The sequence below is a fragment of the Polaromonas sp. P3_B1 genome (assembly GCF_056402935.1).
In genome coordinates, this window is sequence record NZ_JBFUGK010000016.1 from 1 (window position 1) to 24,435 (window position 24,435).

Here is a 24,435-nt window from a genome sequence, read left to right on the forward strand (position 1 = left end):
GTGGTAGATGGCGCCGCTCTCCTTGTCGTAACGCAGGTGGCCCACGAACTGCGATGCGGGGATGGGCTCGGAGCCGGCAGCGGGGCGCCGGCGGCTCAGGGCGCGCAGCCGCGCCTCGAGTTCGTCCAGGTCGAAGGGTTTGGGCAGGTAGTCGTCGGCGCCGGTGTTCAGGCCGACGATGCGGTCGCCCACGGTGCCGCGGGCCGTGAGGATCAGCACGGGGGTTGTCAGGCCCTGGCCGCGCGCCTGCGCCAGCACCTGCAGGCCGTCCAGGCCGGGCAGGGTCAGGTCCAGCACCACCACGTCAGGCTGCGTGGCCTTCCACTGCGCCAGGGCCTGCCGCCCGTCGGTGCAGCCGACAACCTCCATGCCGCGCCGGCCCAGCGCGCGCTGCAGCGCCGCCTGCATGGAGGCGTCATCCTCCACCAGCAGCAGTTTGACCGTGGACATCACCGTGGGCATCATGGGCAGGACATTAGCACTTTCCCCAGTGATGCCGGACAGCCGTTTGACAGCCAGGGGGTGCATGATAGGCGGGTTATCAGCCATCCGGGCGCCTCGGGCGCCCATCCAAAGGAGACATTCACATGCGTCGCGATACCTTTCTGAAATCCCTGGCGGCCCTGGCCGCAACCGGTGCCTTGCCGCTGTCGGCCTCCGCAGCTTCCAACATCAAGATGTTGATTCCCGCCAACCCGGGCGGCGGCTGGGACACCACGGGCCGCGCCCTGGGCAAGGCCATGACCGACTCCAAAGTGGCCGACACCGTCACCTACGACAACAAGGGTGGCGCCGCCGGCGCGTTGGGCCTGGCCCAGTTCGTCAACGGCTCCAAGGGCGACCCCAACGCGCTGATGGTGATGGGCGCCGTGATGCTGGGCGGCCTGATCACCGGCAAGCCGCCGGTGAGCCTGTCGCAGGCCACGCCGATCGCGCGCCTCTCAAGCGAATACAACGTGTTCGTGCTGCCCGCCAATTCGCCCTTCAAGACCATGAAGGACGTGGTCGACCAGCTCAAGAAGGACCCCGGCAGCGTGAAGTGGGGCGGCGGTTCGCGCGGCTCCACCGAGCACATCGCCGCGGCCATGATCGCGCAAAAGGTCGGTGCCGATCCTTCCAAGATCAACTATGTCGCCTTCCGCGGCGGCGGTGAGGCCACGGCGGCCATCCTGGGCGGCAACGTCACGGTGGGCGGCAGCGGCTACAGCGAGTTCGCCGAGTACATCAAGGCCGGCAAGATGCGCGCCATCGCCGTGACCTCCGGCAAGCGCCTGCCCGGTGTGGACGTTCCCACGCTCAAGGAGCAGGGCATAGACGTCGAAATCGGCAACTGGCGCGGCGTTTACGGCGCCCCCGGCATCACCGCCGAGCAGCGCAAGGCGCTGACCGACCTGGTGCTGGCGGCACTGAAGTCCCCGGCCTGGGCCGAGGCCGTCAAGAAGAACGACTGGACGCCTGCCGTGCTGTCGGGCGATGCTTTCGCCAAGTTCGTCGACGACGACTTCGCCGCCCTGCGCGCCACCATGGTCAAGTCCGGCATGGTCTGACGCTTCACGCCTTCGCGCGTGCAAGCAGGCATGTGAGTGTGCAAGGGCGCCACGCCGTCCCGGGTTCAGATTTGATGAAAATTTGACGAAAGGGCGGCGTGCCGCCAGACTGTCCACGTCCGTCCCACGTCTTTCGGGAACTATAACGATGACAACAACAACTTCGGATCCCTCAGCCGTCTGGCCGCAAACCCTGGTCGGCGCCGGCGTGCTGCTGACCGGCCTGGCGCTGGCCTTCGGCGCGATCAGCATCTCGTCCGAGGCCGGCTACGGCGGTGTCGGCCCCAACTTCCTGCCCTGGCTGGTCTCCGTCGGCCTCACGGTCTGCGGCGCCTGGATCATCTGGGAAGCGCGCAGCGGCGGTTTTCGCGAACTGGATCCTCCCTCCGGCGCCACGCAAGCTTACTGGCCCGGTTTTGTCTGGGTCTCGGCGGGGCTGCTGCTCAATGCGGCGCTGATCACCACCATTGGCTTCATCCTGAGCTGCACGCTGTGCTACCTGCTGGCGGTGCAAGGCCTGCGCCGCGCAAGCGGCCAGGCGGGTGTCAATGCGCCGCGCACCTGGGTCACCGATTTTGTGGTGGGTCTGCTGATCTCCGCGCCGGTGTTCTGGATGTTCACCAAATTCCTGGCGATCAACCTGCCGGGCCTGACGAACACGGGGTGGATCTGACATGGACATCTTCAATGCCCTGATGGCGGGTTTCGCCACGGCGATCACGCCGGTCAACCTGATCTGGTGCCTGGTGGGCTGCGCCCTGGGCACGGCCGTGGGCGTGCTGCCCGGCATAGGCCCGGCGGTGGCGGTGGCCATGCTGCTGCCCATCACCGCCAAGGTCGACATCACCGCCTCGATGATTTTCTTCTCGGGCATCTACTACGGCGCGATGTACGGCGGCTCTACCACCTCCATCCTGCTGAACACGCCCGGCGAAACCGCCAGCATGGTCACGGCCATGGAGGGCAACAAGATGGCCAAGAGCGGACGCGCCGGCGCCGCGCTGGCCACGGCGGCGATAGGCTCGTTTGTGGCGGGCACGATCGCCACCGTCATCGTCACGCTGTTCGCCCCCTTTGTGGCGGAATTCGCCGTCAAGCTGGGCCCGCCCGAGTATTTCCTGCTGATGCTGCTGGCCTTCACCACGGTGAGCGCCGTGCTGGGCAAGAGCACCTTGCGCGGCATGACGGCGCTGCTGGTCGGCCTGGCCGCCGGCTGCGTCGGCCTGGACCAGATCTCGGGCCAGGGCCGCTACACCGGCGGCATCCCGGAACTGCTCGACGGCATTGAAATCGTGCTGGTGGCCGTCGGCCTGTTTGCGGTCGCGGAAGTGCTTTATGCCGTGCTCTATGAGGGCAAAACGGTGGAAGACCAGAACAAGCTCAGCCGCGTGCACATGACCAAGGCCGACTGGAAGCGTTCGATTCCCGCCTGGCTGCGCGGCACCGCGATCGGCACGCCTTTCGGCTGCATTCCGGCCGGCGGCACCGAGATACCGACCTTCCTGAGCTACGCCACGGAAAAGAAACTGGCGAGCCCCGAAATCAGGGCCGAGTTCGGCGGCAAGGGCGCGATCGAAGGCGTGGCCGGCCCCGAGGCAGCCAACAACGCCACGGTGACGGCGGCGCTGATCCCGCTGCTCACGCTGGGCATCCCGACCTCGAACACCACGGCCATCCTGCTGGGCGCTTTCCAGAACTACGGCATCCAGCCAGGCCCGCAGCTGTTCACCACCTCCGCTGCGCTGGTGTGGGCGCTGATCGCCTCGCTGTACATCGGCAATGTCATGCTGCTGGTGCTCAACCTGCCCATGGTGGGCCTGTGGGTCAAGCTGCTGAAAATCCCCAAGCCGCAGCTCTACGCCGGCATCCTGATCTTCGCGACGGTGGGTGCCTACGGCATGCGCCAGAGCGCGTTTGACTTATTCCTGCTGTACGCTATTGGATTGCTGGGCGTGCTGATGCGCCGGTACGACTTCCCCACCGCGCCCGTGGTGGTCGGCATGATCCTGGGCCCTCTGGCGGAAGCGCAACTGCGCAACGCCGTGTCGATAGGCGAGGGCAGCGCCATGGTGTTCTTCCAGCGCCCCATGTCGATCACGCTGGTCGTGATCGTGGTGGCGGTCCTGGTACTTCCCCGCCTTGCCAAATACTGGACAAGGAGCAAAACTGCAAGCTGAGGTTCCAACGACAAAGGAGACGACATGCTGACCATCAAACGACGCGCCGCCCTGGGAGGACTCGCCGGGCTGGGATTGGCGACATGGGGCGGGGCCATCCCCGCATGGGCGCAGACGGCGGCCAAGCCGCCGGCGGCCGCACAGCCCAAAGCCAGGGTGGTCAAGCTGGCGCCCAAGCTGCGCATCGTGATCCCTGCCAATGCCGGCGGCGGCTGGGACCAGACCGGCCGCGCCCTCGGTACGGCGCTGGTGGGCGCGGGCGCGACGGATGAGATCGAGTATGAAAACAAGGGCGGCAAGGGCGGCACCATAGGCCTCGCGTACTACGCCGAGAAATACAGCGGCGACGCCAACACCCTGCTGATGGGCGGCATGGTGATGGTGGGCGCGGTGGCCCTGCAAAAACCCGCCGTCGACATGACCCGCATCCGCCCCATCGCGCGATTGACCAGCGACTACCTTGTGGTGGTGGTCGCCGCCAACTCGCCGGTGCGCACGATTGCCGACCTGGCCGGGCGCATGCGCGCCAATCCCAAGGACGTTCCCATCGCGGGCGGTTCCGCCGGCGGTGTGGACCACGTGTTTGCCGGTGTGTTCACCCGCGCGGCCGGCAGCAAACCCGAAGAACTGGTGTACCTGCCCTTTGCGGGCGGCGCCGAAGTCGTGCAGGCCGTGCTGGGCGGCAAGGCGACAGCCGGCATTTCGGGCTACAGTGAATTTGCCGACGAGTTGGCCAGCGGCAAGTTGCGCGCCATCGGTGTGTCGTCCAAGCGCACGGTATTCGGCATCCCCTCCATTCGCGAGCAGGGCGTGGACGTGGACATGGCCAACTGGCGCGGCGTGTTCACCGGCCAGAACGTGGCCGAGGCCCGCCAGGCCGAAATGCTGGAGGCCGTGAAGGCCGCCACCGGCCATGAGTCCTGGCAAAAAACGCTGAAGCAGAACCACTGGGAGTCTTCGTTGCTTTCAGGTCCCAGCCTCGCGAGTTTTATCGATTTCGACCTGACCACCTCGCGGGTCATGGTGCATTTGCTCAAGCTCAAGGCCTGAACTGCGCGCCCCCCGGGCGCAATGCCCGGGTGCCTGTGCCCTCGCGTGTGGCATGAAAAGTGCTCAGACGCAAGGGACCGGGTACTGGATCAAACACCTAGCCATTGCCCTGGAAACTCCATCTACCATGGCCTTGGGAGGTAAACCACATGCTGACGATCCAACGACGCACGGTTCTGGGCGCACTCGCCGGCCTCGGGGTGACCGCACCGCTTTGGGCCCAGTCCGCGCCCAAGGGCAAGCTGGCGCCCAAGCTGCGCATCGTCATTCCCGCCATGTCCCGCACCGCCCTCGATGAAGCCGGCCGCGCCCTCGGCGATGCCTTGGTGGGCCAGGGCCTGACTGACGAGATCGAGTACGAGAACAAGGAAGGCGGCAGCGGCACCGCGGGCCTGGCCTGGTATGTGCAGAAGTACAACGCCGACCCCAACGCCTTGTTCATGGGCGACAGCAACCTCGTCGGCGCGCTGGCGTTGCAAAAACCGGCCGTTGACCTCAGCAAGGTCAAGCCGATTGCGCGCCTGACCAGCGATTACCCGGTGGTCGTGGTGGCGGCCGCATCGCCGCTCAAGACCATCAACGAACTGGTGGAGCGCCTGCGCAGCAACGCCAAACAGACCTCCATGGCCATAGGCGCGGTCGGCGGCGCCGACCATGTGTTCGCGGGCCTGCTGGCCAAGGCCGCCGGCGCCAAGCCGGAAGACGCGGTCTACCTGCCGTTTGCGCGCAACTTCGAGCTGGTCGATGCGGTGATGGGCGGCAAGGCGGCGGCCGGCGTTTCGAGCTACGGCACCTTCAGGGCGGAGCTGGCCAGCGGCAAGCTGCGCGCCCTCGGTGTCTCTTCCAAAAAAGCCGCTTACGGCGTCAAGTCGGTGCGCGAGCAGGGCCTGGACGTTGACCTCACCAACTGGCGCGCCGTGTTCACCGGCGCTGCCGTGCCGGCCGCGCGCCAGGCCGAGATGGTGGAGGCTGTGAAGGCTTCACTGGCCTATGAGCTCTGGAAGAAGACGCTCAAGGAAAGCTATTGGGAGCAGTCGTGGATGTCGGGGCCGGATCTCGGCAACTTCATCGACTTCGACGTGAAGACCACGCAACTGATGGTGCAATTGCTCAAGCTCAAGGCTTGAGCAAGGCTTGGGGCGGGCGCAGCCTTATTTTTTCGCGCCGAGGGCCAAGGCCCTTTCGCGTGAAGCAGCCATGGCCTTGGCCGTCTCTGCGGGGTCGGCCTGTTGCACCGGCCAACCCGCCAGGTGCTGCTGCGCGATTTCGGCAAGCCCGGCAATCCATTCATGGCTGTCGTTGAGGCACGGGATGTAGTTGAACTCCTTGCCGCCCGCATGCAGGAAAGCTTCGCGCGCCTCCATGTTGATCTCTTCCAGGGTTTCCAGGCAGTCGCCGGTAAAGCCCGGGCAGATCAGGTCGACCCGCTTGACGCCGGCCTGGGCCATGGCCACCAGCGTGGGTTCGGTGTAGGGCTCCAGCCATTTGGCCTTGCCGAAGCGCGACTGGAAGGTGACCTTGTACTGCGCGGGCTCCAGTCCCAATTGGGCGGCCAGCAGGCGCGCCGTCTTGTGGCATTCGCAGTGGTAGGGGTCGCCCAGCGCCAGCGTGCGTTCGGGCACGCCGTGAAAGCTCATGACCAGCTGTTCGCCGCGGCCCTGCGTGCGCCAGTGCTCGCGCACGCGGGCAGCCAGTGCCTTGATGTAGCCGCCATGGTCATGGTAGTGGTTGACGAAGCGGAGTTCGGGGATGCGGCGTATGCGCGCCGCCCATTGGTAGACCGCGTCAAACACGCTGGCGGTGGTGGTGCCGCTGTACTGCGGGTAGGCCGGCAGTATGAGCACGCGCTCAATGCCGTCCGCCTTGAGCTGGCTCAACTGTGAGGCGATGGACGGGTTGCCGTAACGCATGGCGTAGCGCACTTCGACGGAACTGCCGCGCACCGCCAGGTACCCTTGCAGCATGATGGCCTGCTTTTGTGTCCAGACCCGCAGCGGCGAGCCTTCCTTCATCCAGATGCCGGCGTACTTGGCGGCCGACTTTTTGGGCCGCACGCGCAGAATGACGCCGTGCAGGATCAGCCACCAAAGCGGCTTGGGGATCTCGACCACGCGCGGGTCGCCCAGGAATTCGGCGAGGTAGCGGCGAAGCGCCGGCGCGGTGGCTTCGTCGGGTGTGCCCAGGTTACAAAGCAGGACGGCGGTGGTGGCAGTGGCTGAAGAAGGGGCTGGTCCGACAGGCGGTGCGCCGTGGGAGAAGAGAGGTTCGGGAGCAAAGCGGGGGCGAAAAAACATGGGTTATTCTCGCCTATCCCTTAGTCTTTTCCTATGCTTGACCTGACCACCATCAAAGCCATCACGCTAGACCTCGATGACACCTTGTGGCCGATCTGGCCCGCCATCGAAAGGGCCGAGAAAGCATTGGACGACTGGCTGAGCCAGCATGCGCCCATGACCGCGGCGCTGTTTTCCAATCCCGCCACGCGGCATGAAATCCGCGAGCACGTGACGCGCTCGCGGCCCGAGCTCAAGTACAACCTCAGCGCCATACGCCGCGAAGCGATACGGCTGGCTCTGTACCGTTCACGTGAAGATCCCCTGCTGGCCGAGCCCGCCTTTGATGTCTTTTTTGCCGAGCGCAACAGGGTCACGCTGTTTGAGGACGCGGTGCTGGCGCTCGAGTTTTTATCGGACCGCTATCCGCTGGTGGCAGTGTCCAACGGCAATGCCGACATCAGGCGCATAGGCATAGACGGTTATTTCAAGGCCAGCATCAGCGCCCAGCAGTTCGGTGTGGGCAAGCCCGACCCGCGCATCTTTCACGCGGCCGCCGGCGCTGTCGAGGTGCAGCCTGGCGAGGTGCTGCATGTGGGTGACGATGCCACACTGGACGTGCTGGGCGCGCTCAATTGCGGCATGCAGACGGTGTGGGTCAATCGCTCCGACCAGTTGTGGGCGCATCCGGCTGTGCCGCATGAGACGGTGGCTACGCTGACCGAGTTGTGCGATTTGTTCCCGCGTTGATGCCGCTGGGCGTCAGCGCTTTTCGCAAGGGGCTTTCATGACGCTCAAAATCTACGGAACAGCGGCTTCGCGCGCGGCACGCCCGTTGTGGCTGGTCCACGAGATGGGCCTGGCCCATGAACACATCCCGCTGCCTTTCACGGGCGGCGCCACACGCACGCCGGAATTCCTGGCCATCAACCCGAACGGCCGCATTCCCGTGGTGGACGACGACGGTGTGCTGGTCTGGGAGTCCATGGCCTGTGTGCTGTACCTGGCCGAGCGTTTCAAGGCGCCCGGCGTACCTTTGCTGGCCGCGCAAGACCATGCCGAGCAAGCCGAGATCCTGCGCTGGAGCTTCTGGGTGGTCACCGAATGCGAGAAGGATGCGCTGGCGTTTTTGATGCACCGCATTTTGATGCCGGCCGATCGCCGCAAGCCCCAGCTCGCCGATGATGCCGAGCGCCACCTGCTGGTGCCGCTGCGCGTTCTGGACAAACACTTGCAGTCACGCCCCTACCTGGCCGGCGAGCGTTTCACCGCGGCCGACATCTGTGTGGCCTCGGTGCTGGCCTGGGTGCAAGGCGCGGCGAACCTGATGGCCGAATGCCCTCGCGTCGATGAATGGCTGCAGCGCTGCCTGTCGCGGCCGGCGTACCGCACGGTGCGGTTGATGGCCAAGAGCGCTTGAGCGCGCTCGCTCAATGAAGATGCCGGGCGGCCTCCAGCCCTGAGCGCACAGCGCCTTCCAGCGTGGCGGGGTAGGGCCCGGCGATGTAGTCGCCGCAGGCATACAGGCCAGGCGCGACCTCGGCGCCGGGGCGCAACAAGCCAGGTGTGCAGGCGAAGGTGGCGCGTTTTTCCACAATGGTCTGCACGGCCTGCATGGCGCCCAGCCCCAGATGCCAGAGTTGCGATTTCGCCTGCGCCAGAACCTGTGCGGTCAGCGTGGCGCTGTCGCCGGTGCTGGCGCTGATCACAAAGGCCAGCAGCCCGGCCGGGCCGCCCAGTTGCCCGCGATCAAACACGAATTGGGCCGGCTCCGCAGCATTCGAGGGCAAGGCCAGCATGGGCAGCGGCAGGCGCGCATCCGAAGCCCAGGCATAGACGGTCGTCAAGGCCTCGTGCTGCAGGCCGTGCGCCCGCGCCAGCCATTCCTCCGCGGCGACGCCGCTGCCCTCTACCAGCCGCGCGGCCTCCTGCGGCGGGCAGGCCAGCACCACGCAGTCGAAGGCCGCGCTGGTCTCGGTGCTCACGACCCAGCCCGAGCCGAGAGGCGCGATGGCCTGCACGCGCGCGCCCAGTTGCGGCGCATTGCCCTGCGCGGTGAGCCAGGCCAGTGCCGCGTCGGGCAGCAGGGCGCTGAGGTCGGTGCGAGGCAGCAGCAAGTTGGAGCCGCCGGTTTCTGAAAACAGCGCGTCGCGCATCACGCGCAGGAACACCTGGCCGCTGGCGCGTTCGGCGGGTGTGTTGAGCGCCGAGACGCACAGGGGTTCGATCAAGGCGGCCATGGCGCCGGGTGCCAGACCCCGGCAGAGGTCCGCGACCGACTCACCGGGTGCGCACTGGAATTTCTTGAGCTGCCAGCCGATCGCAACCTTGAGCATGGAGAGCTTGTCGCCCAGCGGCCACTCGCGCGCCATGACGATGCCGGCCAGCGCATCAAGCGGGGCGGGCAACTGCGGTAGTTTCAGGCCGCCGCCGTCGGGAAACTGCAAGGTCAGCGGCATCCGGAGCAACACGGCATCGGCGTCCACACCCAGGTCCTTCATCAGGCGCAGCGTTTCGGCATACGCGCCTATCAGGATGTGCTGGCCGTTGTCCAGCGCGACCGGCTCACCCCGCACGGTAGCTCCCACACGGCGCGCGCGCCCGCCCGCGATGCGGGTGGTTTCAAACAGCGTGGCCTGGTAGCCCAGGCGCGAGGCTTCGATGGCAGCGGCACAGCCAGCCCAGCCCGCCCCTATGACGGCGACTCTCATCTATACAACTCGCCCGAAGGCTTGTGTTTTCCAGGCCAGCCAGAATTTTCGAAGAGGCGTGAGGCTGACACGCTGGTGCAGCACCTGGTAGCCGTCGCGTGCGATTTCGCGCAGCAGCGTGCGGTAGATGCTGGCCATCATGAGGCCGGGTTTTTGCGCGCGGCGGTCGGTTTCGGGCAGCATGGCCAGCGCTTCGTCGTAAAGCGCGAGGGCGCGCTCGGTCTGGAATTTCATGAGCGCGCTGAAGCGGTCGGAATACTGGCGCTTGAGAATCTCGTGCGCCTTCACGTCGAACTGCTGCAGCTCGTTGACAGGCAGGTAGATGCGGCCGCGCATGGCGTCTTCGCCTACGTCGCGAATGATGTTGGTGAGCTGGAATGCCAGGCCGAGCTTGTGGGCGTAGGCCGTAGTAGCTTCATCGGCCTGGCCGAAAATCCTCGCCGCCACTTCACCCACGATGCCGGCCACCAGATGGCAGTACTGCTTGAGGCCGGGGAAATCGAGGTAGCGGTTTTGTTCCAGGTCCATCTGGCAGCCCTCAATCACGGCTTGCAGGTGGCGGGCCTCGATGCGGTAGGTGGCGGCCAGCGGCATCAGCGCTTTCATCACCGGATGCGTCGGCTCGCCGGCATAGGACTTCAGGACTTCGCTTTGCCACCAGGCCAGCTTGGTGCGGGCCACGCCGGGGTCTGTGACTTCATCGACCACATCGTCGATCTCGCGGCAAAACGCATAAAAGGCCGTGATGGCGGCGCGCCGTTCTTTGGGCAAAAACAGGAAGGCGTAATAAAAACTGCTGCCGGATGCGGCGGCTTTCTGCTGGACATACTGCTCAGGCGTCATGCGGCAATTGTCACATGGGATGCCTGCAGACATTGACAGGATCAGCGCATGAACAAGGCACGCCAGCCCATCACCAGCAAGTCCCAGGGCTTGAGCCTGGGGCGCTGCTGCAAGGTGTTGAAGCCCTGCGTTTCTATCTTGTCGAGGATGCGCAGGCCGCCTTGCACCACCAGGCGCAGCTCCCAGCCGCCGCGCCCGGGAATCTTTTTGCACAGGGGGGCACCCCTCAGCATCATGGCGCGGGCGGAGCGCACATGGTCGGCAATCAACCCCGTGGTGGAGGGGTTGACGCGCAGCGCCAACAGCTGCGCTTCATCGACGCCATGGCGGGCCCAGGAGTCGGCGGGCAGGTAGATGCGGCCGCGCGGGATGTCCACGCCGAGGTCCTGCCAAAAATTGATCAGCTGCAGCGCCGTGCAGATGTCGTCGCTCATCCGCAGTGAGGCATCTTCCCGCAGGCCGTAGAGATGCAGCAGCAGCCGGCCTACGGGGTTGGCCGAGCGCTTGCAGTAGTCCAGCAGTTCAGCTTCGTCGGCATAGCGCTGCTTGACCGCGTCCTGCTCAAAGGCGCTCAGCAGGTCGGCCAGCAGATTCACGGGGAGTTCAAACCGGGCCAGTTGTGGGCGCAATTGCTCGAAGACCGGCGCCCAGCGCGGCGAGGGCGGCAGGCCGGTGGCGGTCGCCATCAGGTCGGCGCGGTAGGCGGCCAGGTCGTCCAGGCGGGCCTGCGGCGAGGCAACGCCCTCATCGGCGATGTCGTCGGCCGTGCGGGCAAACCAGTAAATCGCCGCGATGGGCGGGCGCAGCCGCGGCGGGCACAGCAGCGAGGCGACGGGAAAATTTTCGTAATGCGACACCCCCTGCAGGGGAACGGGAGCGCTGGGCTGTTGGAGGCCTGGGGTCATGCGGCGATTGTCGCTTGACAAGTATTCGCATTTACCCTAGATTACTAACCGGTCAGTCAGTAGTGAGTTTCCTAAGCTTCCCTGGCTGCATGCCGTCCGAGTTTTTACAACCAATCCGACCATGAATAAAACCGTTTTCTCCGTGGTGGGCGCTGCCGTGTTGCTGGCCGCCTGTTCCAAGCCCGCCCCACCTGAAGAGCCGGTTCGCGCCGTCAAGGTGGTCACCGTGGGGACCAACGCGTTTTCGTCCAGCCATGAATATGCGGGCGAGGTCAAAGCCCAGGTCGAGTCCAGGCTGGGTTTCCGGGTAGGCGGCAAGATCATCAAACGCCAGGCCGAGCTGGGCCAGCGCGTCAAGGCCGGGCAGGTACTGGCCCAGCTGGATCCGCAGGATTTCAGGCTGGCCGCCGATTCGGCCCGCGCCCAGGTGGCTGCGGCCACCACCAACCGCGACCTGGCCGCTGCCGACTTCAAGCGCTACAAGGAACTCAAGGAGCAGAACTTCATCAGCGGCGCCGAACTCGAGCGCCGCGAAACCACGCTCAAGGCGGCGCAGGCGCAGCTCGAGCAGGCGCAGTCGCAGTTCGCGGTGCAGGGCAACCAGGCCAATTACGCGGCGCTGGTCGCCGATGTGTCGGGTGTCGTGACGGCGATCGAGGCCGAGCCCGGCCAGGTCGTGGCGGCCGGCGCGCCTGTGGTGCGCATCGCGGCCGACGGCGTGCGCGACGTGGTGTTCTCTGTGCCCGAAGACAAGGTGGCCGGCATCAAGGCCGGCTCGGCAGTGACGATACGCGCCTGGGCGCAAAACACCGAAATGGCCGGCAAGGTCCGCGAAGTGGCCGCCAGCAGCGACCCGGTCACGCGCACCTATACCGTCAAGGTTTCGATCGATGCCAAGGAACCGCCGCCGCTGGGCGCCACGGTGTATGTGGTGCCGGAATCGGGCAGCGCCGTCGGCGTGCCGGTGATCAAGCTGCCGACCACGGCGCTGCGCCAGGAAGGCAAAGCCACGGCGGTGTGGGTGGTCGACAAGGCCAGCATGACGGTCAAGCCGCAAATCATTCAGGTCGCCACGGCCGACGGCAACGATGTGGTCGTGGCCTCGGGCCTGCAGGCCGGCATGCTGGTGGTGAGCGCCGGCGTGCACGTGCTGTCGCCGGGCCAGAAGGTCACCTTCTACCAGCCCAGTGTGGCCCTGGCCGGCGCCACGCCGGCACAGACCAGCCCGAATGCCATGGCGGCAGCCGCGGCACCCGCATCCGCCGCCTCCGGTGCGAAGTGAGGCGGCCATGACGCAAGACTCCCACGACGGCAAGGGCCCCGCCGGCGAACTCGCTTCACCCTCGACCCGCTTCAACCTTTCAAAATGGGCGCTGGATCATCCGGCGCTCACGCGCTACCTGTTGCTGGTGCTGATGATCCTGGGCTTTGCGTCCTACTTCCAGCTCGGGCAGGACGAGGACCCGCCTTTCACCTTTCGCGCCATGGTGGTGCGCACCTACTGGCCGGGCGCCACGGCGCAGCAGGTGGCCGAGCAGGTCACCGACAAGCTCGAACGCACGCTGCAGGAAGCGCCGTACTCCGACCGCATTCGCAGCTATTCCAAACCCGGCGAGTCGCAAATCATTTTCCAGATCAAGGATTCCTCCAAGCCGGCCGAGGTCGCCAACGTCTGGTATTCGGTGCGCAAGAAAATCGGCGACATGCGCGGCACATTGCCGGCCGGCATCCAGGGACCGTTCTTCAACGACGAGTTTGGCGACGTCTACGGTGTGATCTACGCGCTGGAATCCGACGGCTTCAACTATGCTGAAGTCAAGACTTTTGCCGACGACGTGCGCCAACAGCTGCTGCGCGTGCCGGACGTAAGCAAGGTCGAGCTTTTCGGCGTGCAGGACGAAAAAGTCTTCATCGAGATCTCGCAGAAACGCCTGGCGCAGCTGGGACTGGACCTGAACCAGGTGCTGGCCCAGCTCGGCCAGCAAAACGCCGTGGAAGCGGCAGGGGCGGTGCAGACGCCGCTGGACGTGGTGCAAGTGCGCGTGGCGGGCCAGTTTGAAGTGATAGAGCAGCTGCGCGCCATGCCGATACGCGGCAGCTCGGGCGGCCAGCTGCAGCTGGGCGACATTGCCGAAATCAAGCGCGGCTATGTGGATCCGCCTTCCGTCAAGGTGCACCACCAGGGCAAGGAAGTGATCGCGCTGGGTGTCTCCATGGCCAAGGGCGGCGACATCATCGCGCTGGGCAAGTCGCTCACGGCGCTGTCGGCGCGCATCGACAAAACCCTGCCGGCCGGCGTCAAGCTGGTGAACGTGCAAAACCAGCCCAAGGCGGTGGCCACCTCGGTCAACGAATTTGTGCGCGTGCTGATCGAGGCCGTGGTGATTGTGCTCGCGGTGAGCTTCATCAGCCTGGGTTTTCACAAGCGGCAACACAACGGCCCCGGCCAGTTGCCGCTGTGGAAGCGCTATTACATCGACATGCGGCCCGGCCTGGTGGTGGGCATCACTATTCCACTGGTGCTGAGTTTGACCTTCCTGGCCATGTGGTACTACGGCATAGGCCTGCACAAGATTTCGCTGGGCTCGCTGATCATCGCGCTGGGCCTGCTGGTGGACGATGCCATCATTGCCGTGGAGATGATGGTGCGCAAGATGGAGGAGGGCTACGACAAGGTGCGCGCCGCCACCTTTGCCTATGAGATCACCGCCATGCCCATGCTGACGGGCACGCTGATCACCGCCACGGGCTTTTTGCCTATCGGCCTGGCCAAGTCCACCACCGGTGAATACACCTTCGCGATTTTCGCGGTGACGGTGGTTGCGCTGGTGCTGAGCTGGATCGTCTCGGTGTATTTCGTGCCCTACCTGGGCACGCTGCTGCTCAAAGTGCCGCCGCACGTGCAGGAAGTGGCGGCCGGCCAGGACAGCCCGCACGAGATGTTCGACAGCCCGTTCTACAGCAACTTCCGCAAGACAGTGGACTGGTGCGTGGAGCACCGTTGGCTCACCATAGGCGCCACGGTGCTGATCTTCGTGCTGGGTATCGTGGGCATGGGCAAGGTGCAGCAGCAGTTCTTCCCCGACTCCAGCCGGCCCGAGATCATGGTCGATATCTGGTTCCCCGAAGGCACCTCTTTTGCCGCCAACGAGGCCACCGCCAAACGCGTGGAGCAGCGCCTGATGCGGGAAGAGGGCGTGAGCTCGGTCAGCACCTGGGTGGGCTCGGGCGTTCCGCGTTTTTACCTGCCGCTGGACCAGGTTTTCCCGCAGACCAACGTCTCGCAGATGATCGTGCTGCCCAAGGACCTGAAGGTGCGCGAGTCGCTGCGCATCAAGCTGCCGGCCCTGCTGGCTACCGAATTCCCCGAAGTGCGCGGCCGCGTCAAGCTGCTGCCCAACGGCCCGCCCGTGCCTTACCCGGTGCAGTTCCGCGTGGTGGGCATAGACCCGCTGGTATTGCGCGAGCGCGCCGACGAGGTCAAGGCGGTGATGCGCGAAAGCGCCAACACGCGAGGCGTGAACGACAACTGGAACGAGTCGGTGAAGGTGCTGCGCCTTGAGGTGGACCAGGCCAAGGCGCGCGCGCTGGGCGTGACCAGCCAGTCGATTGCCCAGTCCTCGCGCACCATCCTGGCCGGCACGACCGTGGGCCAGTTCCGCGAAGGCGACAAGCTGATCGACATCGTGCTGCGCCAGCCGCTGGATGAGCGCAACGCGATCACCGACATCGGCAACGCCTACCTGCCCACGGCGTCGGGCAAAGCGATTCCGCTCACGCAGATCGCCAAGCCGGTGTTCACCTGGGAGCCCGGCGTGATGTGGCGCGAAAACCGCGACTACGCCATCACGGTGCAGAGCGACATCGTCGAAGGCATGCAGGGCGCCACCGTCACCCAGGAACTGATGCCCAAGCTCAAGGCGCTGGAAGCGAAGTGGCTGGACAAGGGCATGGCGGGCTACCGGATCCAGGTGGCCGGCGCGGTGGAGGAAAGCAGCAAGGGCTCCTCGTCCATCGTTGCGGGGCTGCCGGTCGCGCTGTTTATCGTGCTCACCCTGCTGATGCTGCAACTGCACAGCTTCAGCCGGTCTATCCTCGCCTTTGTGACGGGCTTCATGGGTATCGCGGGGGTGGCCGGGGCGCTGCTGGTGCTGAACCGGCCCTTCGGCTTCGTCGCGCTGCTGGGCGTGATCGCGCTGTTCGGCATGATCATCCGCAACTCGGTGATCCTGATCGACCAGATCGAGCAGGACCGCTCCCGCGGCGTTCCGACCTGGGACGCGATTGTCGAATCGGCCGTGCGCCGGCTCAGGCCCATCGTGCTGACGGCCGCCGCGGCCGTGCTGGCCATGATCCCGCTGTCGCGCAGCGTGTTCTGGGGGCCGATGGCGGTCGCCATCATGGGCGGCCTGATCGTGGCGACGGTGCTGACTTTGTTGGCCTTGCCGGCGATGTATGCCGCATGGTTCAGGGTCAAACGCGAAGATGGACAGCACGCCAAGCCACAAGCGGTTGAAACGCCATTGCCGGCCTGATTCTCTGAGGCGGATCGCCCTGGCGCAAAAACCGGGCGCGTTCCGGCTAAAATAGAGAGTTGACCGATTTCAAGCGGGGATTCGGAGGTTTTTCGGATTCCCGTTTTTATTTCCGGCGCGCGGGTGGCGAAATTGGTAGACGCACCAGGTTTAGGTCCTGACGCCAGCAATGGTGTGGGGGTTCGAGTCCCCCCCCGCGCACCACCCTGAGGCTTGCGGGCGGCAATTTTTGCGCCCATGCGCTCAGGCGTTGCGGAAAACCCGCGACACGTCAGGTGCAAACCTGTTTTGATTATTTTTGATCTTATTTCGATCTTAGGAAGACCATCATGGCCGTGACTGTTGAAACCCTTGAAAAGCTCGAGCGCAAGATGACGCTCACGCTGCCCGTCAACACCATCCAGTCGGAAGTTGACACCCGCCTCAAGCGCCTGGCCCGCACGGTCAAGATGGACGGCTTCCGTCCCGGCAAGGTCCCCATGAACGTCGTGGCCCAGCGCTACGGCTACTCGGTGCACTACGAAGTCATGAACGACAAGGTCGGTGAAGCCTTCGCCGTGGCCGCCAACGAAGCCAAGCTGCGCGTCGCCGGCCAGCCCCGCATCAGCGAAAAAGAGGGCGCCCCTGAAGGCGAACTCGTGTTCGACGCGGTGTTTGAGGTCTATCCCGAAGTCAAGATCGCCGACCTGTCGAACGCCCAGGTCGAAAAAGTCAGCGCCGAAGTCAGCGACGCGGCCATCGACAAAACCCTGGACATCCTGCGCAAGCAGCGCCGCACCTTCGCCCAGCGCGCAGCCGACGCGCCCGCGCAGGACGGCGACCGTGCCACCATCGACTTTGAAGGCAAGATCGACGGCGAACCCTTTGCCGGCGGCAAGGCCGAGGACTACCAGTTCCTGATCGGCGACGGCCAGATGCTCAAGGAATTCGAAGATGCCGTGCGCGGCATGAAGACCGGCGAAAGCAAGACTTTCCCGCTGAACTTCCCGGCCGACTACCACGGCAAGGACGTGGCCGGCAAGCAGGCCGACTTCCTCGTGACCGTCAAGAAGATCGAAGCCGCCCACCTGCCTGAAGTCAACGAAGCTTTGGCCAAGTCCCTGGGCATCGCCGACGCGACGGTTGAAGGCCTGCGCGCCGACATCAAGAAAAACCTTGAGCGCGAAGTCAAGTTCCGCCTGCTGGCCCGCAACAAGAACGCCGTGATGGACGCGCTGGTCGCCAACGCCGAACTCGACCTGCCCAAGTCCAGCGTGCAGGCTGAACTGGACCGCATGATCGAAGGCGCCCGCGCCGACCTGAAGCAGCGCGGCATCAAGGACGCCGACAAGGCCCCGATTCCCGAAGAAATCTTCCGCCCCCAAGCCGAAAAGCGCGTACGCCTGGGCCTGGTGGTGGCCGAACTGGTGCGCAGCAACGACCTGCAGGCCAAGCCTGATCAACTCAAGGCCCACATCGAAGAGCTGGCCGCCAGCTACGAGAAGCCGCAAGACGTGGTGCGTTGGTACCTGAGCGACAACCGCCGCATGGCTGAAGTCGAGGCAGTTGTGATCGAAAACAACGTCACCGACTTCGTGCTGGGCAAGGCCAAGGTTACCGAAAAAGCCATCTCCTTCGACGACCTGATGGGTCAGAACTGATTCTTCAGCGTCTTTCCTGGCTTTCCTGACATTGGGGCTTGTGCTTTGCGGCACAGGCCCCAATTTCTTTGAGCTACGGCATTGGGCGCCCACGAGCCCGCTGCCGGCCTACCACCCCTCGCCGAGTTCCCTGGTGGAATTTTTGGGTACAGTACAAACATCTCTGGAGAAAACATGATGGTCCGAAACAGTATTTACGGCGGCGCCTATACCGGCCCGCAAGCCGGCGCCCAGGATGCGCAAGGCCTGGGCATGGTGCCCATGGTCATCGAGCAGTCCGGCCGCGGCGAGCGCTCCTACGACATTTATTCACGCCTGCTCAAGGAGCGCGTGATCTTCCTGGTGGGCCCGGTCAACGACCAGACCGCCAACCTGGTGGTGGCCCAGCTCCTGTTCCTGGAAAGCGAAAACCCGGACAAGGACATTTCCTTCTATATCAACTCGCCCGGCGGCTCCGTCACGGCCGGCATGGCGATCTACGACACCATGCAGTTCATCAAGCCCGACGTTTCCACGCTCTGCGTGGGCATGGCGGCCAGCATGGGCGCTTTCCTGCTGTCGGCGGGCACCAAGGGCAAGCGCTTTTCGCTGCCGAATTCGCGCGTGATGATTCACCAACCCTCGGGCGGCGCCCAGGGCCAGGCGACGGATATCGAAATCCACGCCCGCGACATCCTCAAGACGCGCGACCAGCTCAACCGAATCATGGCGGCCAACTGCGGTCAGCCGGTTGAAAAGATCGAACGCGATACCGAACGGGACTACTTCATGTTCGCGGATGAGGCCAAGGAATACGGACTCGTCGACCAGGTTATCGCCAAGCGGCCTTAAAGTCATCCGGGCAATCCGGACGGCAAGGCCGGCTAAAACGGCCCCCGACCCCGGCAAGTTGCTCCCCAGCAACGGCGTTTTCTGTAACAGAAACGCCGTTTTTTTATTGGTTATCATTAGGTAACAGTTCCCTCCAGGCACCTTAAAGGCATCCCCACCAATGGCCGAGAAAAAAGGCTCCTCCAGCGAAAAGACTTTGCACTGCTCTTTTTGCGGTAAAAGTCAGCACGAAGTCAAAAAACTGATCGCTGGCCCCTCGGTATTCATTTGCGACGAATGCATCGATCTCTGCAACGAGATCATTCGCGACGAACTTCCCGCCGGCGATGATGTCCGCGAGACCCGAACCGACCTGCCTACTCCCCTGGAAATCAAGAGCACGCTCGATGGTTATGTGATCGGCCAGGAGCCGGCCAAGCGCACGCTGGCGGTGGCCGTCTACAACCACTACAAGCGGTTGCGCCACAAGGAAAAGGCCAAAAAAGACGACGTGGAGCTGACCAAGAGCAACATCTTGCTGATCGGCCCCACCGGCTCGGGCAAAACGCTGTTGGCCCAGACGCTGGCGCGCACGCTCAACGTGCCCTTCGTGATGGCCGACGCCACCACGCTGACCGAAGCCGGCTATGTGGGCGAGGACGTCGAAAACATCATCCAGAAGTTGCTGCAGAGCTGCAACTACGAGGTCGAACGGGCCCAGCAGGGCATCGTCTATATCGACGAAATTGACAAGATCTCGCGCAAGTCCGATAACCCATCCATCACCCGCGACGTGTCTGGCGAGGGCGTGCAGCAGGCGTTGCTCAAGCTGATTGAAGGCACCATGGCCTCGGTGCCGCCTCAGGGTGGCCGCAAGCATCCGAACCAGGATTTTCTGCAGGTGGACACCACCAACATCCTGTTTATCTGCGGCGGCGCTTTCGCCGGCCTTGAAAAGGTCATCGAAAACCGCACGGAAGCTTCGGGCATGGGCTTTGGCGCAACCGTCAAAAGCAAGCAGTCTCGCACCCTGACCGAAGCCTTCAAGGAAGTCGAGCCGGAAGACCTGATCAAGTTCGGCCTGATCCCCGAGCTGGTCGGCCGCATGCCGGTGGTTGCCACGCTGGCCGAGCTCAGCGAAGACGCGCTGGTGCAAATCCTGACCGAGCCGAAAAACGCCGTCGTCAAGCAGTTCAGCAAGCTGCTGTCCATGGAAGGTGTCGACCTCGAGATTCGCCCTTCAGCACTCAAGGCTATCGCGCGCAAGGCCCTGGCCCGCAAGACTGGCGCGCGCGGCCTGCGTTCCATCCTGGAGCAGTCGCTGATCGACACCATGTTCGACCTGCCCAATGCCAGCAATGTCGACAAGGTTGTCGTGGACGAGTCCACAATCGAAGAAAACAAAGCCCCCTTGTTGGTGTACCGGGAAACGGCCAAGAAAGCCTGAGCACCACAAAGGCTGGCAGGAATGCTTGAAAAGCGCCTCTCGCGCCCCATGTCTGGGTTGATTGTGTTTCGCCGGGCCATGCAACTGGCTGCCACGGCCAACGTTTAAGGTTTATATGTCCGGACAAACTTCATTGCCTTCCACCCCCATCGACCTGCCCCTCCTGCCCTTGCGGGATGTGGTGGTCTTTCCGCACATGGTGATCCCGCTCTTCGTGGGCCGTCCCAAGAGCATCAAGGCGCTGGAGTCGGCCATGGAGGCCGAGCGCCGCATCATGCTCGTGGCGCAAAAAGCCGCCGCCAAGGACGAGCCCTCGGTCGAGGACATGTTCGAAGTCGGCTGCGTGGCCACCATCCTGCAACTGCTCAAGCTGCCCGACGGCACCGTGAAGGTGCTGGTGGAGGGCCAGCAGCGCGCCAGCGTCAACAAGATTGAAGAGGGCGAACAGCATTTCACCGCCAACGTCACGCCGGTCGAGACGGTCGCCGTGATCGCCGGCGACAAGACCAGCGAAATCGAGGCCTTGCGCCGCGCCGTGATGCAGCAGTTCGACCACTACGTCAAACTGAACAAAAAAATCCCGCCCGAGATCCTGACCTCGATCTCCAGCATTGACGACGCCGGCCGCCTGGCCGACACGATCGCCGCACACCTGCCGCTCAAGCTTGACGCCAAGCAGGTCATCCTGGACCTGGCCAACGTCAAGGCGCGGCTTGAAAACCTCTACGAGCAGCTCGAGCGCGAAGTCGACATCCTCAATGTCGACAAGAAAATCCGCGGCCGCGTAAAGCGCCAGATGGAAAAGAACCAGCGCGACTTCTACCTCAACGAGCAGGTCAAGGCCATCCAGAAGGAACTGGGCGAAGGCGAAGAGGGCGCCGACATCGAAGAGATCGAGAAGAAGATCAAGTCAGCCAAGATGCCACAGGAAGCCCGCAAGAAGGCCGAGAGCGAGCTCAAGAAGCTCAAGCTGATGTCGCCCATGTCCGCCGAGGCGACCGTGGTGCGCACCTACATCGACGTGCTGACCGGCCTGCCCTGGAGCAAGAAGACCAAGATCAAGCACGACCTGGGCAACGCCGAGAACGTACTCAACGAAGACCACTACGGGCTTGAGAAAGTCAAGGACCGCATCGTTGAATACCTCGCGGTACAGCAGCGCGTGGACAAGCTCAAGGCGCCCATCCTGTGCCTCGTGGGCCCTCCCGGCGTGGGCAAGACCTCGCTGGGCCAGTCGATCGCCAAGGCAACCGGCCGCAAGTATGTACGCATGGCCCTGGGCGGCATGCGCGACGAGGCGGAGATCCGGGGCCATCGCCGCACCTACATCGGCGCTTTGCCGGGCAAGGTGCTGCAAAGCCTGACCAAGGCCGGGACGCGCAACCCGCTGTTCCTGCTCGACGAAATCGACAAGCTGGGCACCGATTTCCGCGGTGATCCTTCCAGCGCCTTGCTGGAAGTGCTGGACCCGGAACAGAACCACACCTTCGGCGACCACTACGTGGAGGTCGACTTCGACCTGAGCGACGTGATGTTCGTGGCTACCTCGAACTCGATGAATATTCCGCCGGCCCTGCTGGACCGCATGGAAGTCATCCGCCTGTCCGGCTATACCGAGGACGAAAAAACCAGCATCGCCATGCGTTACCTGCTGCCCAAGCAGGTCAAGAACAACGGCGTGAAGGAAGGCGAGCTTGAAGTGCAGGAGCAGGCGGTGCGCGACATCGTGCGCTACTACACGCGCGAAGCCGGCGTGCGTTCGCTGGAGCGCGAACTTTCCAAGATCTGCCGCAAGGTCATCAAGGCCATCCAGCTCAAGAAGATGGAGCCCAAGGTCGTCGTCACGCCGGACAACCTCAACGAGTTCCTGGGCGTGCGCAAGTACAACTACGGCCGTGCTGAGCAGCAAAACCAGGTCGGCCAGGTCGTGGGCCTGGCATGGACCGAAGTCGGCGGCGACCTGCTGACCATCGAGGCCGCCATCATGCCCGGCAAAGGCGTGATCACGCGCACGGGTTCGCTCGGCGACGTGATGAAGGAATCTGTGGAGGCCGCGCGCACCGTGGTGCGTAGCCGCGCCAAGATGCTGGGTATCAAGGATGAAATGTTCGAAAAGCGCGACATCCACATCCACGTGCCCGACGGCGCGACGCCCAAGGACGGCCCGAGCGCCGGCGCTGCGATGACGACGGCTTTTGTCTCGGCATTGACCGGCATTCCTGTGCGCGGCGATGTGGCCATGACGGGCGAAATCACGCTGCGCGGCGAAGTCACCGCGATCGGCGGCCTCAAGGAAAAATTGCTGGCGGCTTTGCGCGGTGGCATCAAGACCGTCTTGATCCCTGAAGAAAACGCCAAGGACCTGCAGGAGATTCCCGACAACGTCAAAAGCGGCCTGGAGATCGTGCCGGTGAAATGGATAGACCAGGTGCTGCAGGTCGCGCTTGAGCGCCAGCCCGTTCCCCTGACCGACGAAGAAGCCGCTGTCGCTGCATCGGCCCCGGCGGCTGCGCCGGCGGAAGCCGCGGGCACGGTCAAACATTAAGTCTTTCGCAAAGTTTTTTCGGACAGTTTGGAAAAGCCGAAAAACTACGCTATAATTTGAGGCTGTTATCGCGGGAGTAGCTCAGTTGGTAGAGCGCAACCTTGCCAAGGTTGAGGTCGAGAGTTCGAGACTCTTCTCCCGCTCCAATTTAAAGGGCAGCACTTCAAAATGCTGTCCTTTTTCATTGGGGTTTATGAATAATCGGCGAGGCCATAGTGCCGAAGCCGGTGGCAGAAAGAATACGGCGCGGTAACAAAGCGGTTATGTACCGGATTGCAAATCCGGCTAGCCCGGTTCGACTCCGGGCCGCGCCTCCATCAAGCCCCGCAATCAGCCCCAGCCATGGGGCTTTTTTGTTTGACAATAGCTTGCAAGGCGCTGTGCTGCATGGTTGCACGGCGCCTTGAACAAAGCGTTTGAGCCTGAGTGGTGAAATAGGTAGACACAGCGGACTTAAAATCCGCCGCTTCGTGAATAGCGGGCGTACCGGTTCGATTCCGGTCTCAGGCACCACACCACAATGGCACCCATGCGCCGGGCGCGCCTTCGAAAACTGGGTAAGATAAATTCCATCATGTCCCGTTACAACACACCTTTTGAGATCCACGTGCACGGCGAAGTGCCTTTGCGTGTGGAAGTTACTTTTGAGCAGCTGCAGGAGGCCCTGAAACCGCTGTGGAAGTACACGGGCTCCAAATCCCTGGCCGCAGCCGCCGCGAGCGCCTACGAGGAAGAACCGGGCATCCGCTTTGACGTGCACAAGCACCTGTTGCAGATGTGCTGGACCGTGCCGGGTGATGAGGATTTCCGCCAGGCGCTCGACGAGATGTGCATGGGGCTCAACGACCTCGCCGAAGCGGGCGCCCCGATTGAAGTGACCTTCTACGATTCCGACTTCGACGAGGAAGAGGGCGACGAGGACGAAGAGGCGCGTGACGACTTTGCGATGTACTTTGTCGGTCCGACCCCGGCCGCCATCATGCAGGTCCAGCGCGACTTGCTGGTGCAGGACATGATTGGCCTGATGGAGCGCCACTTCGACGGATCCGAACTCGGCGAAGTCGTCGCGGCAGTCGACAGGTTGTTCGAGCAGCGTTTTGACGCCCTGGTCAACTCCATGCAGCTCGGCAAGCCGCCACGCGGAATGGGCGGGCCGCAGGGCGGCTCAGGCCATGGCGGCGGGCGCAAGCCCCGGCATCTGCACTAGACGGGCCCGGGCACGCCGCAGGGGGCTATGGCGCTCTGCGGCTCTCCGGGAAAGCCCAAACCACGCAAATACACGTCAACCGCGCATTTGCCAACCTCCAGCAGGTCAAAAGCCTGCGGATCCAACAGCCAGTTCTGTATCAGCCCATCGATCAGGGCATGAAGGCCCTGCGCACCCACTGACGCAGGCACCGGCAAGCTGAGCTTCATCTGGCTCGCGGCGGTTTCCATGCTTTGCTGGATGCGTTCCACAAAGCCGTTGCGCACCGTGAGGTGGCGCAGCCGGACGGCCTGCAGTTCCTCCACGTACTCCACCTTCTGGGTCGCGACCTCAAAGACCCGGCGGGTCTGCGTGTCGGTCACGATGTGCCGCAGGGCATTGACGGTGGACAGTCGTATCCGGTCTATCGCGTTGAGGCCGGTTTCGCTCGGGGATTCCTGTGCTTCGTTTTCATGGTGAAAGGACTCTTCCATGGGCAGCGTGACGCGCTCCATCATCGCGTTGAACAAATCTGCCTTGTCCTTGAAATGCCAGTAAACCGCGCCGCGAGTGGCGCCGGCACGCCTGGCAATGTCCTGCAGGCTGGTGCGCGATACCCCCTGCGCCTGAAACAGGTGCTCCGCCGCATCCAGCAGCTTGTGGCGAGTGGCTAAAGCCTCTTCTTTTGTTCGACGGGCCATGACTGCCTCCGAGGTGAATCCAATGTAAATTTCTGGATTGTTGTTATACATTCACAAATGTATGT

At 63.9% G+C, this 24,435-nt stretch carries 20 protein-coding genes and 4 tRNA genes; 18 read left to right on the forward strand and 6 right to left on the reverse strand.

What is annotated here, in order from left to right; genetic code table 11:
• Nucleotides 1-465 (reverse strand): response regulator transcription factor (locus AC1DXS_RS11050; RefSeq protein ID WP_477737643.1); only part of this gene is annotated, 465 nt, incomplete at its 3' end.
• Nucleotides 466-587: 122 nt separating this feature from the next.
• Here AC1DXS_RS11050 and AC1DXS_RS11055 point away from each other — a divergent pair.
• The 5 genes from AC1DXS_RS11055 to AC1DXS_RS11075 all read left to right on the forward strand — a co-directional run bounded on the left by AC1DXS_RS11055 (nt 588) and on the right by AC1DXS_RS11075 (nt 5,901).
• Nucleotides 588-1,547, forward strand: coding sequence for a Bug family tripartite tricarboxylate transporter substrate binding protein (locus AC1DXS_RS11055; protein WP_477737557.1), 960 nt, complete (start codon nt 588-590; stop codon nt 1,545-1,547).
• Nucleotides 1,548-1,695: 148 nt separating this feature from the next.
• The gene (locus AC1DXS_RS11060; protein ID WP_477737558.1) at nt 1,696-2,220 is read left to right on the forward strand and encodes a tripartite tricarboxylate transporter TctB family protein; all 525 of its coding nucleotides are present in this window, start codon (nt 1,696-1,698) and stop codon (nt 2,218-2,220) included.
• Nucleotide 2,221: 1 nt separating this feature from the next.
• Nucleotides 2,222-3,724, forward strand: a complete 1,503-nt coding sequence (locus AC1DXS_RS11065) for a tripartite tricarboxylate transporter permease (protein ID WP_477737559.1) — start codon at nt 2,222-2,224, stop codon at nt 3,722-3,724.
• A gap of 24 nt (nt 3,725-3,748) precedes the next feature.
• Complete coding sequence (locus AC1DXS_RS11070) at nt 3,749-4,774, forward strand: tripartite tricarboxylate transporter substrate binding protein (RefSeq protein WP_477737560.1); 1,026 nt, start codon at nt 3,749-3,751, stop codon at nt 4,772-4,774.
• 149 nt (nt 4,775-4,923) lie between these two features.
• Nucleotides 4,924-5,901 carry a Bug family tripartite tricarboxylate transporter substrate binding protein gene (locus AC1DXS_RS11075; protein ID WP_477737561.1) on the forward strand — a complete coding sequence of 326 codons (978 nt, stop codon included), beginning with the start codon at nt 4,924-4,926 and terminating at the stop codon, nt 5,899-5,901.
• A 24-nt stretch (nt 5,902-5,925) separates the two neighbouring features.
• On the opposite strand, the gene hemH is transcribed toward AC1DXS_RS11075, so the two are convergent.
• Entirely contained in the window at nt 5,926-7,068 is a 1,143-nt protein-coding gene (hemH, locus tag AC1DXS_RS11080) for a ferrochelatase (protein WP_477737562.1), read from the reverse strand.
• 33 nt (nt 7,069-7,101) lie between these two features.
• On the opposite strand from hemH, the gene AC1DXS_RS11085 reads away from it, so the two are divergent.
• Together AC1DXS_RS11085 and AC1DXS_RS11090 are read left to right on the forward strand one after the other, a co-directional pair.
• Nucleotides 7,102-7,797, forward strand: coding sequence for an HAD family hydrolase (locus AC1DXS_RS11085; protein ID WP_477737563.1), 696 nt, complete (start codon nt 7,102-7,104; stop codon nt 7,795-7,797).
• A gap of 37 nt (nt 7,798-7,834) precedes the next feature.
• Entirely contained in the window at nt 7,835-8,467 is a 633-nt protein-coding gene (locus AC1DXS_RS11090) for a glutathione S-transferase family protein (protein WP_477737564.1), read from the forward strand.
• Between the two features lie 10 nt (nt 8,468-8,477).
• Here the strand turns inward: AC1DXS_RS11090 and hpnE are convergent, their stop codons facing one another.
• The 3 genes from hpnE to hpnC are packed head-to-tail and all read right to left on the reverse strand — an operon-like array spanning nt 8,478 to nt 11,506.
• Nucleotides 8,478-9,758, reverse strand: coding sequence for a hydroxysqualene dehydroxylase HpnE (gene hpnE / locus AC1DXS_RS11095; protein WP_477737565.1), 1,281 nt, complete (start codon nt 9,756-9,758; stop codon nt 8,478-8,480).
• Nucleotides 9,759-10,601 carry a presqualene diphosphate synthase HpnD gene (gene hpnD, locus AC1DXS_RS11100; protein ID WP_477737566.1) on the reverse strand — a complete coding sequence of 281 codons (843 nt, stop codon included), beginning with the start codon at nt 10,599-10,601 and terminating at the stop codon, nt 9,759-9,761.
• Nucleotides 10,602-10,642: 41 nt separating this feature from the next.
• On the reverse strand, nt 10,643-11,506 hold the full coding sequence (gene hpnC / locus AC1DXS_RS11105) for a squalene synthase HpnC (RefSeq protein ID WP_477737567.1): 864 nt from the start codon (nt 11,504-11,506) through the stop codon (nt 10,643-10,645).
• Between the two features lie 121 nt (nt 11,507-11,627).
• Between hpnC and AC1DXS_RS11110 the strand changes: the two genes are divergently transcribed.
• The 11 genes from AC1DXS_RS11110 to AC1DXS_RS11160 all read left to right on the forward strand — a co-directional run bounded on the left by AC1DXS_RS11110 (nt 11,628) and on the right by AC1DXS_RS11160 (nt 23,690).
• Nucleotides 11,628-12,788: an efflux RND transporter periplasmic adaptor subunit gene (locus AC1DXS_RS11110; protein WP_477737568.1), complete on the forward strand. Its 1,161-nt coding sequence runs from the start codon at nt 11,628-11,630 to the stop codon at nt 12,786-12,788.
• A gap of 7 nt (nt 12,789-12,795) precedes the next feature.
• Complete coding sequence (locus tag AC1DXS_RS11115) at nt 12,796-16,041, forward strand: efflux RND transporter permease subunit (protein WP_477737569.1); 3,246 nt, start codon at nt 12,796-12,798, stop codon at nt 16,039-16,041.
• A gap of 117 nt (nt 16,042-16,158) precedes the next feature.
• Nucleotides 16,159-16,245, forward strand: a tRNA-Leu gene (locus AC1DXS_RS11120).
• Nucleotides 16,246-16,370: 125 nt separating this feature from the next.
• Complete coding sequence (tig, locus tag AC1DXS_RS11125) at nt 16,371-17,681, forward strand: trigger factor (RefSeq protein WP_477737570.1); 1,311 nt, start codon at nt 16,371-16,373, stop codon at nt 17,679-17,681.
• A 174-nt stretch (nt 17,682-17,855) separates the two neighbouring features.
• Nucleotides 17,856-18,512 (forward strand): ATP-dependent Clp endopeptidase proteolytic subunit ClpP, encoded by a 657-nt coding sequence (gene clpP / locus AC1DXS_RS11130; protein ID WP_305790672.1) that lies wholly within the window; start codon nt 17,856-17,858, stop codon nt 18,510-18,512.
• A 160-nt stretch (nt 18,513-18,672) separates the two neighbouring features.
• A complete protein-coding gene (clpX, locus tag AC1DXS_RS11135; protein WP_477737571.1) occupies nt 18,673-19,938 on the forward strand; it encodes an ATP-dependent Clp protease ATP-binding subunit ClpX in 1,266 nt (421 codons plus the stop codon).
• Nucleotides 19,939-20,053: 115 nt separating this feature from the next.
• Nucleotides 20,054-22,483, forward strand: a complete 2,430-nt coding sequence (gene lon / locus AC1DXS_RS11140) for an endopeptidase La (RefSeq protein WP_477737572.1) — start codon at nt 20,054-20,056, stop codon at nt 22,481-22,483.
• A gap of 70 nt (nt 22,484-22,553) precedes the next feature.
• Nucleotides 22,554-22,629, forward strand: a tRNA-Gly gene (locus tag AC1DXS_RS11145).
• Nucleotides 22,630-22,726: 97 nt separating this feature from the next.
• Nucleotides 22,727-22,800 (forward strand) — tRNA-Cys (locus tag AC1DXS_RS11150).
• 103 nt (nt 22,801-22,903) lie between these two features.
• Nucleotides 22,904-22,996, forward strand: a tRNA-Leu gene (locus AC1DXS_RS11155).
• A 61-nt stretch (nt 22,997-23,057) separates the two neighbouring features.
• Complete coding sequence (locus AC1DXS_RS11160) at nt 23,058-23,690, forward strand: DUF6806 family protein (RefSeq protein ID WP_477737573.1); 633 nt, start codon at nt 23,058-23,060, stop codon at nt 23,688-23,690.
• Here the strand turns inward: AC1DXS_RS11160 and AC1DXS_RS11165 are convergent.
• The gene (locus tag AC1DXS_RS11165; protein ID WP_477737574.1) at nt 23,687-24,370 is read right to left on the reverse strand and encodes a TetR family transcriptional regulator; all 684 of its coding nucleotides are present in this window, start codon (nt 24,368-24,370) and stop codon (nt 23,687-23,689) included. The two genes, AC1DXS_RS11160 and AC1DXS_RS11165, sit on opposite strands and share 4 nt — an antisense overlap.
• Nucleotides 24,371-24,435 lie beyond the last annotated feature (65 nt).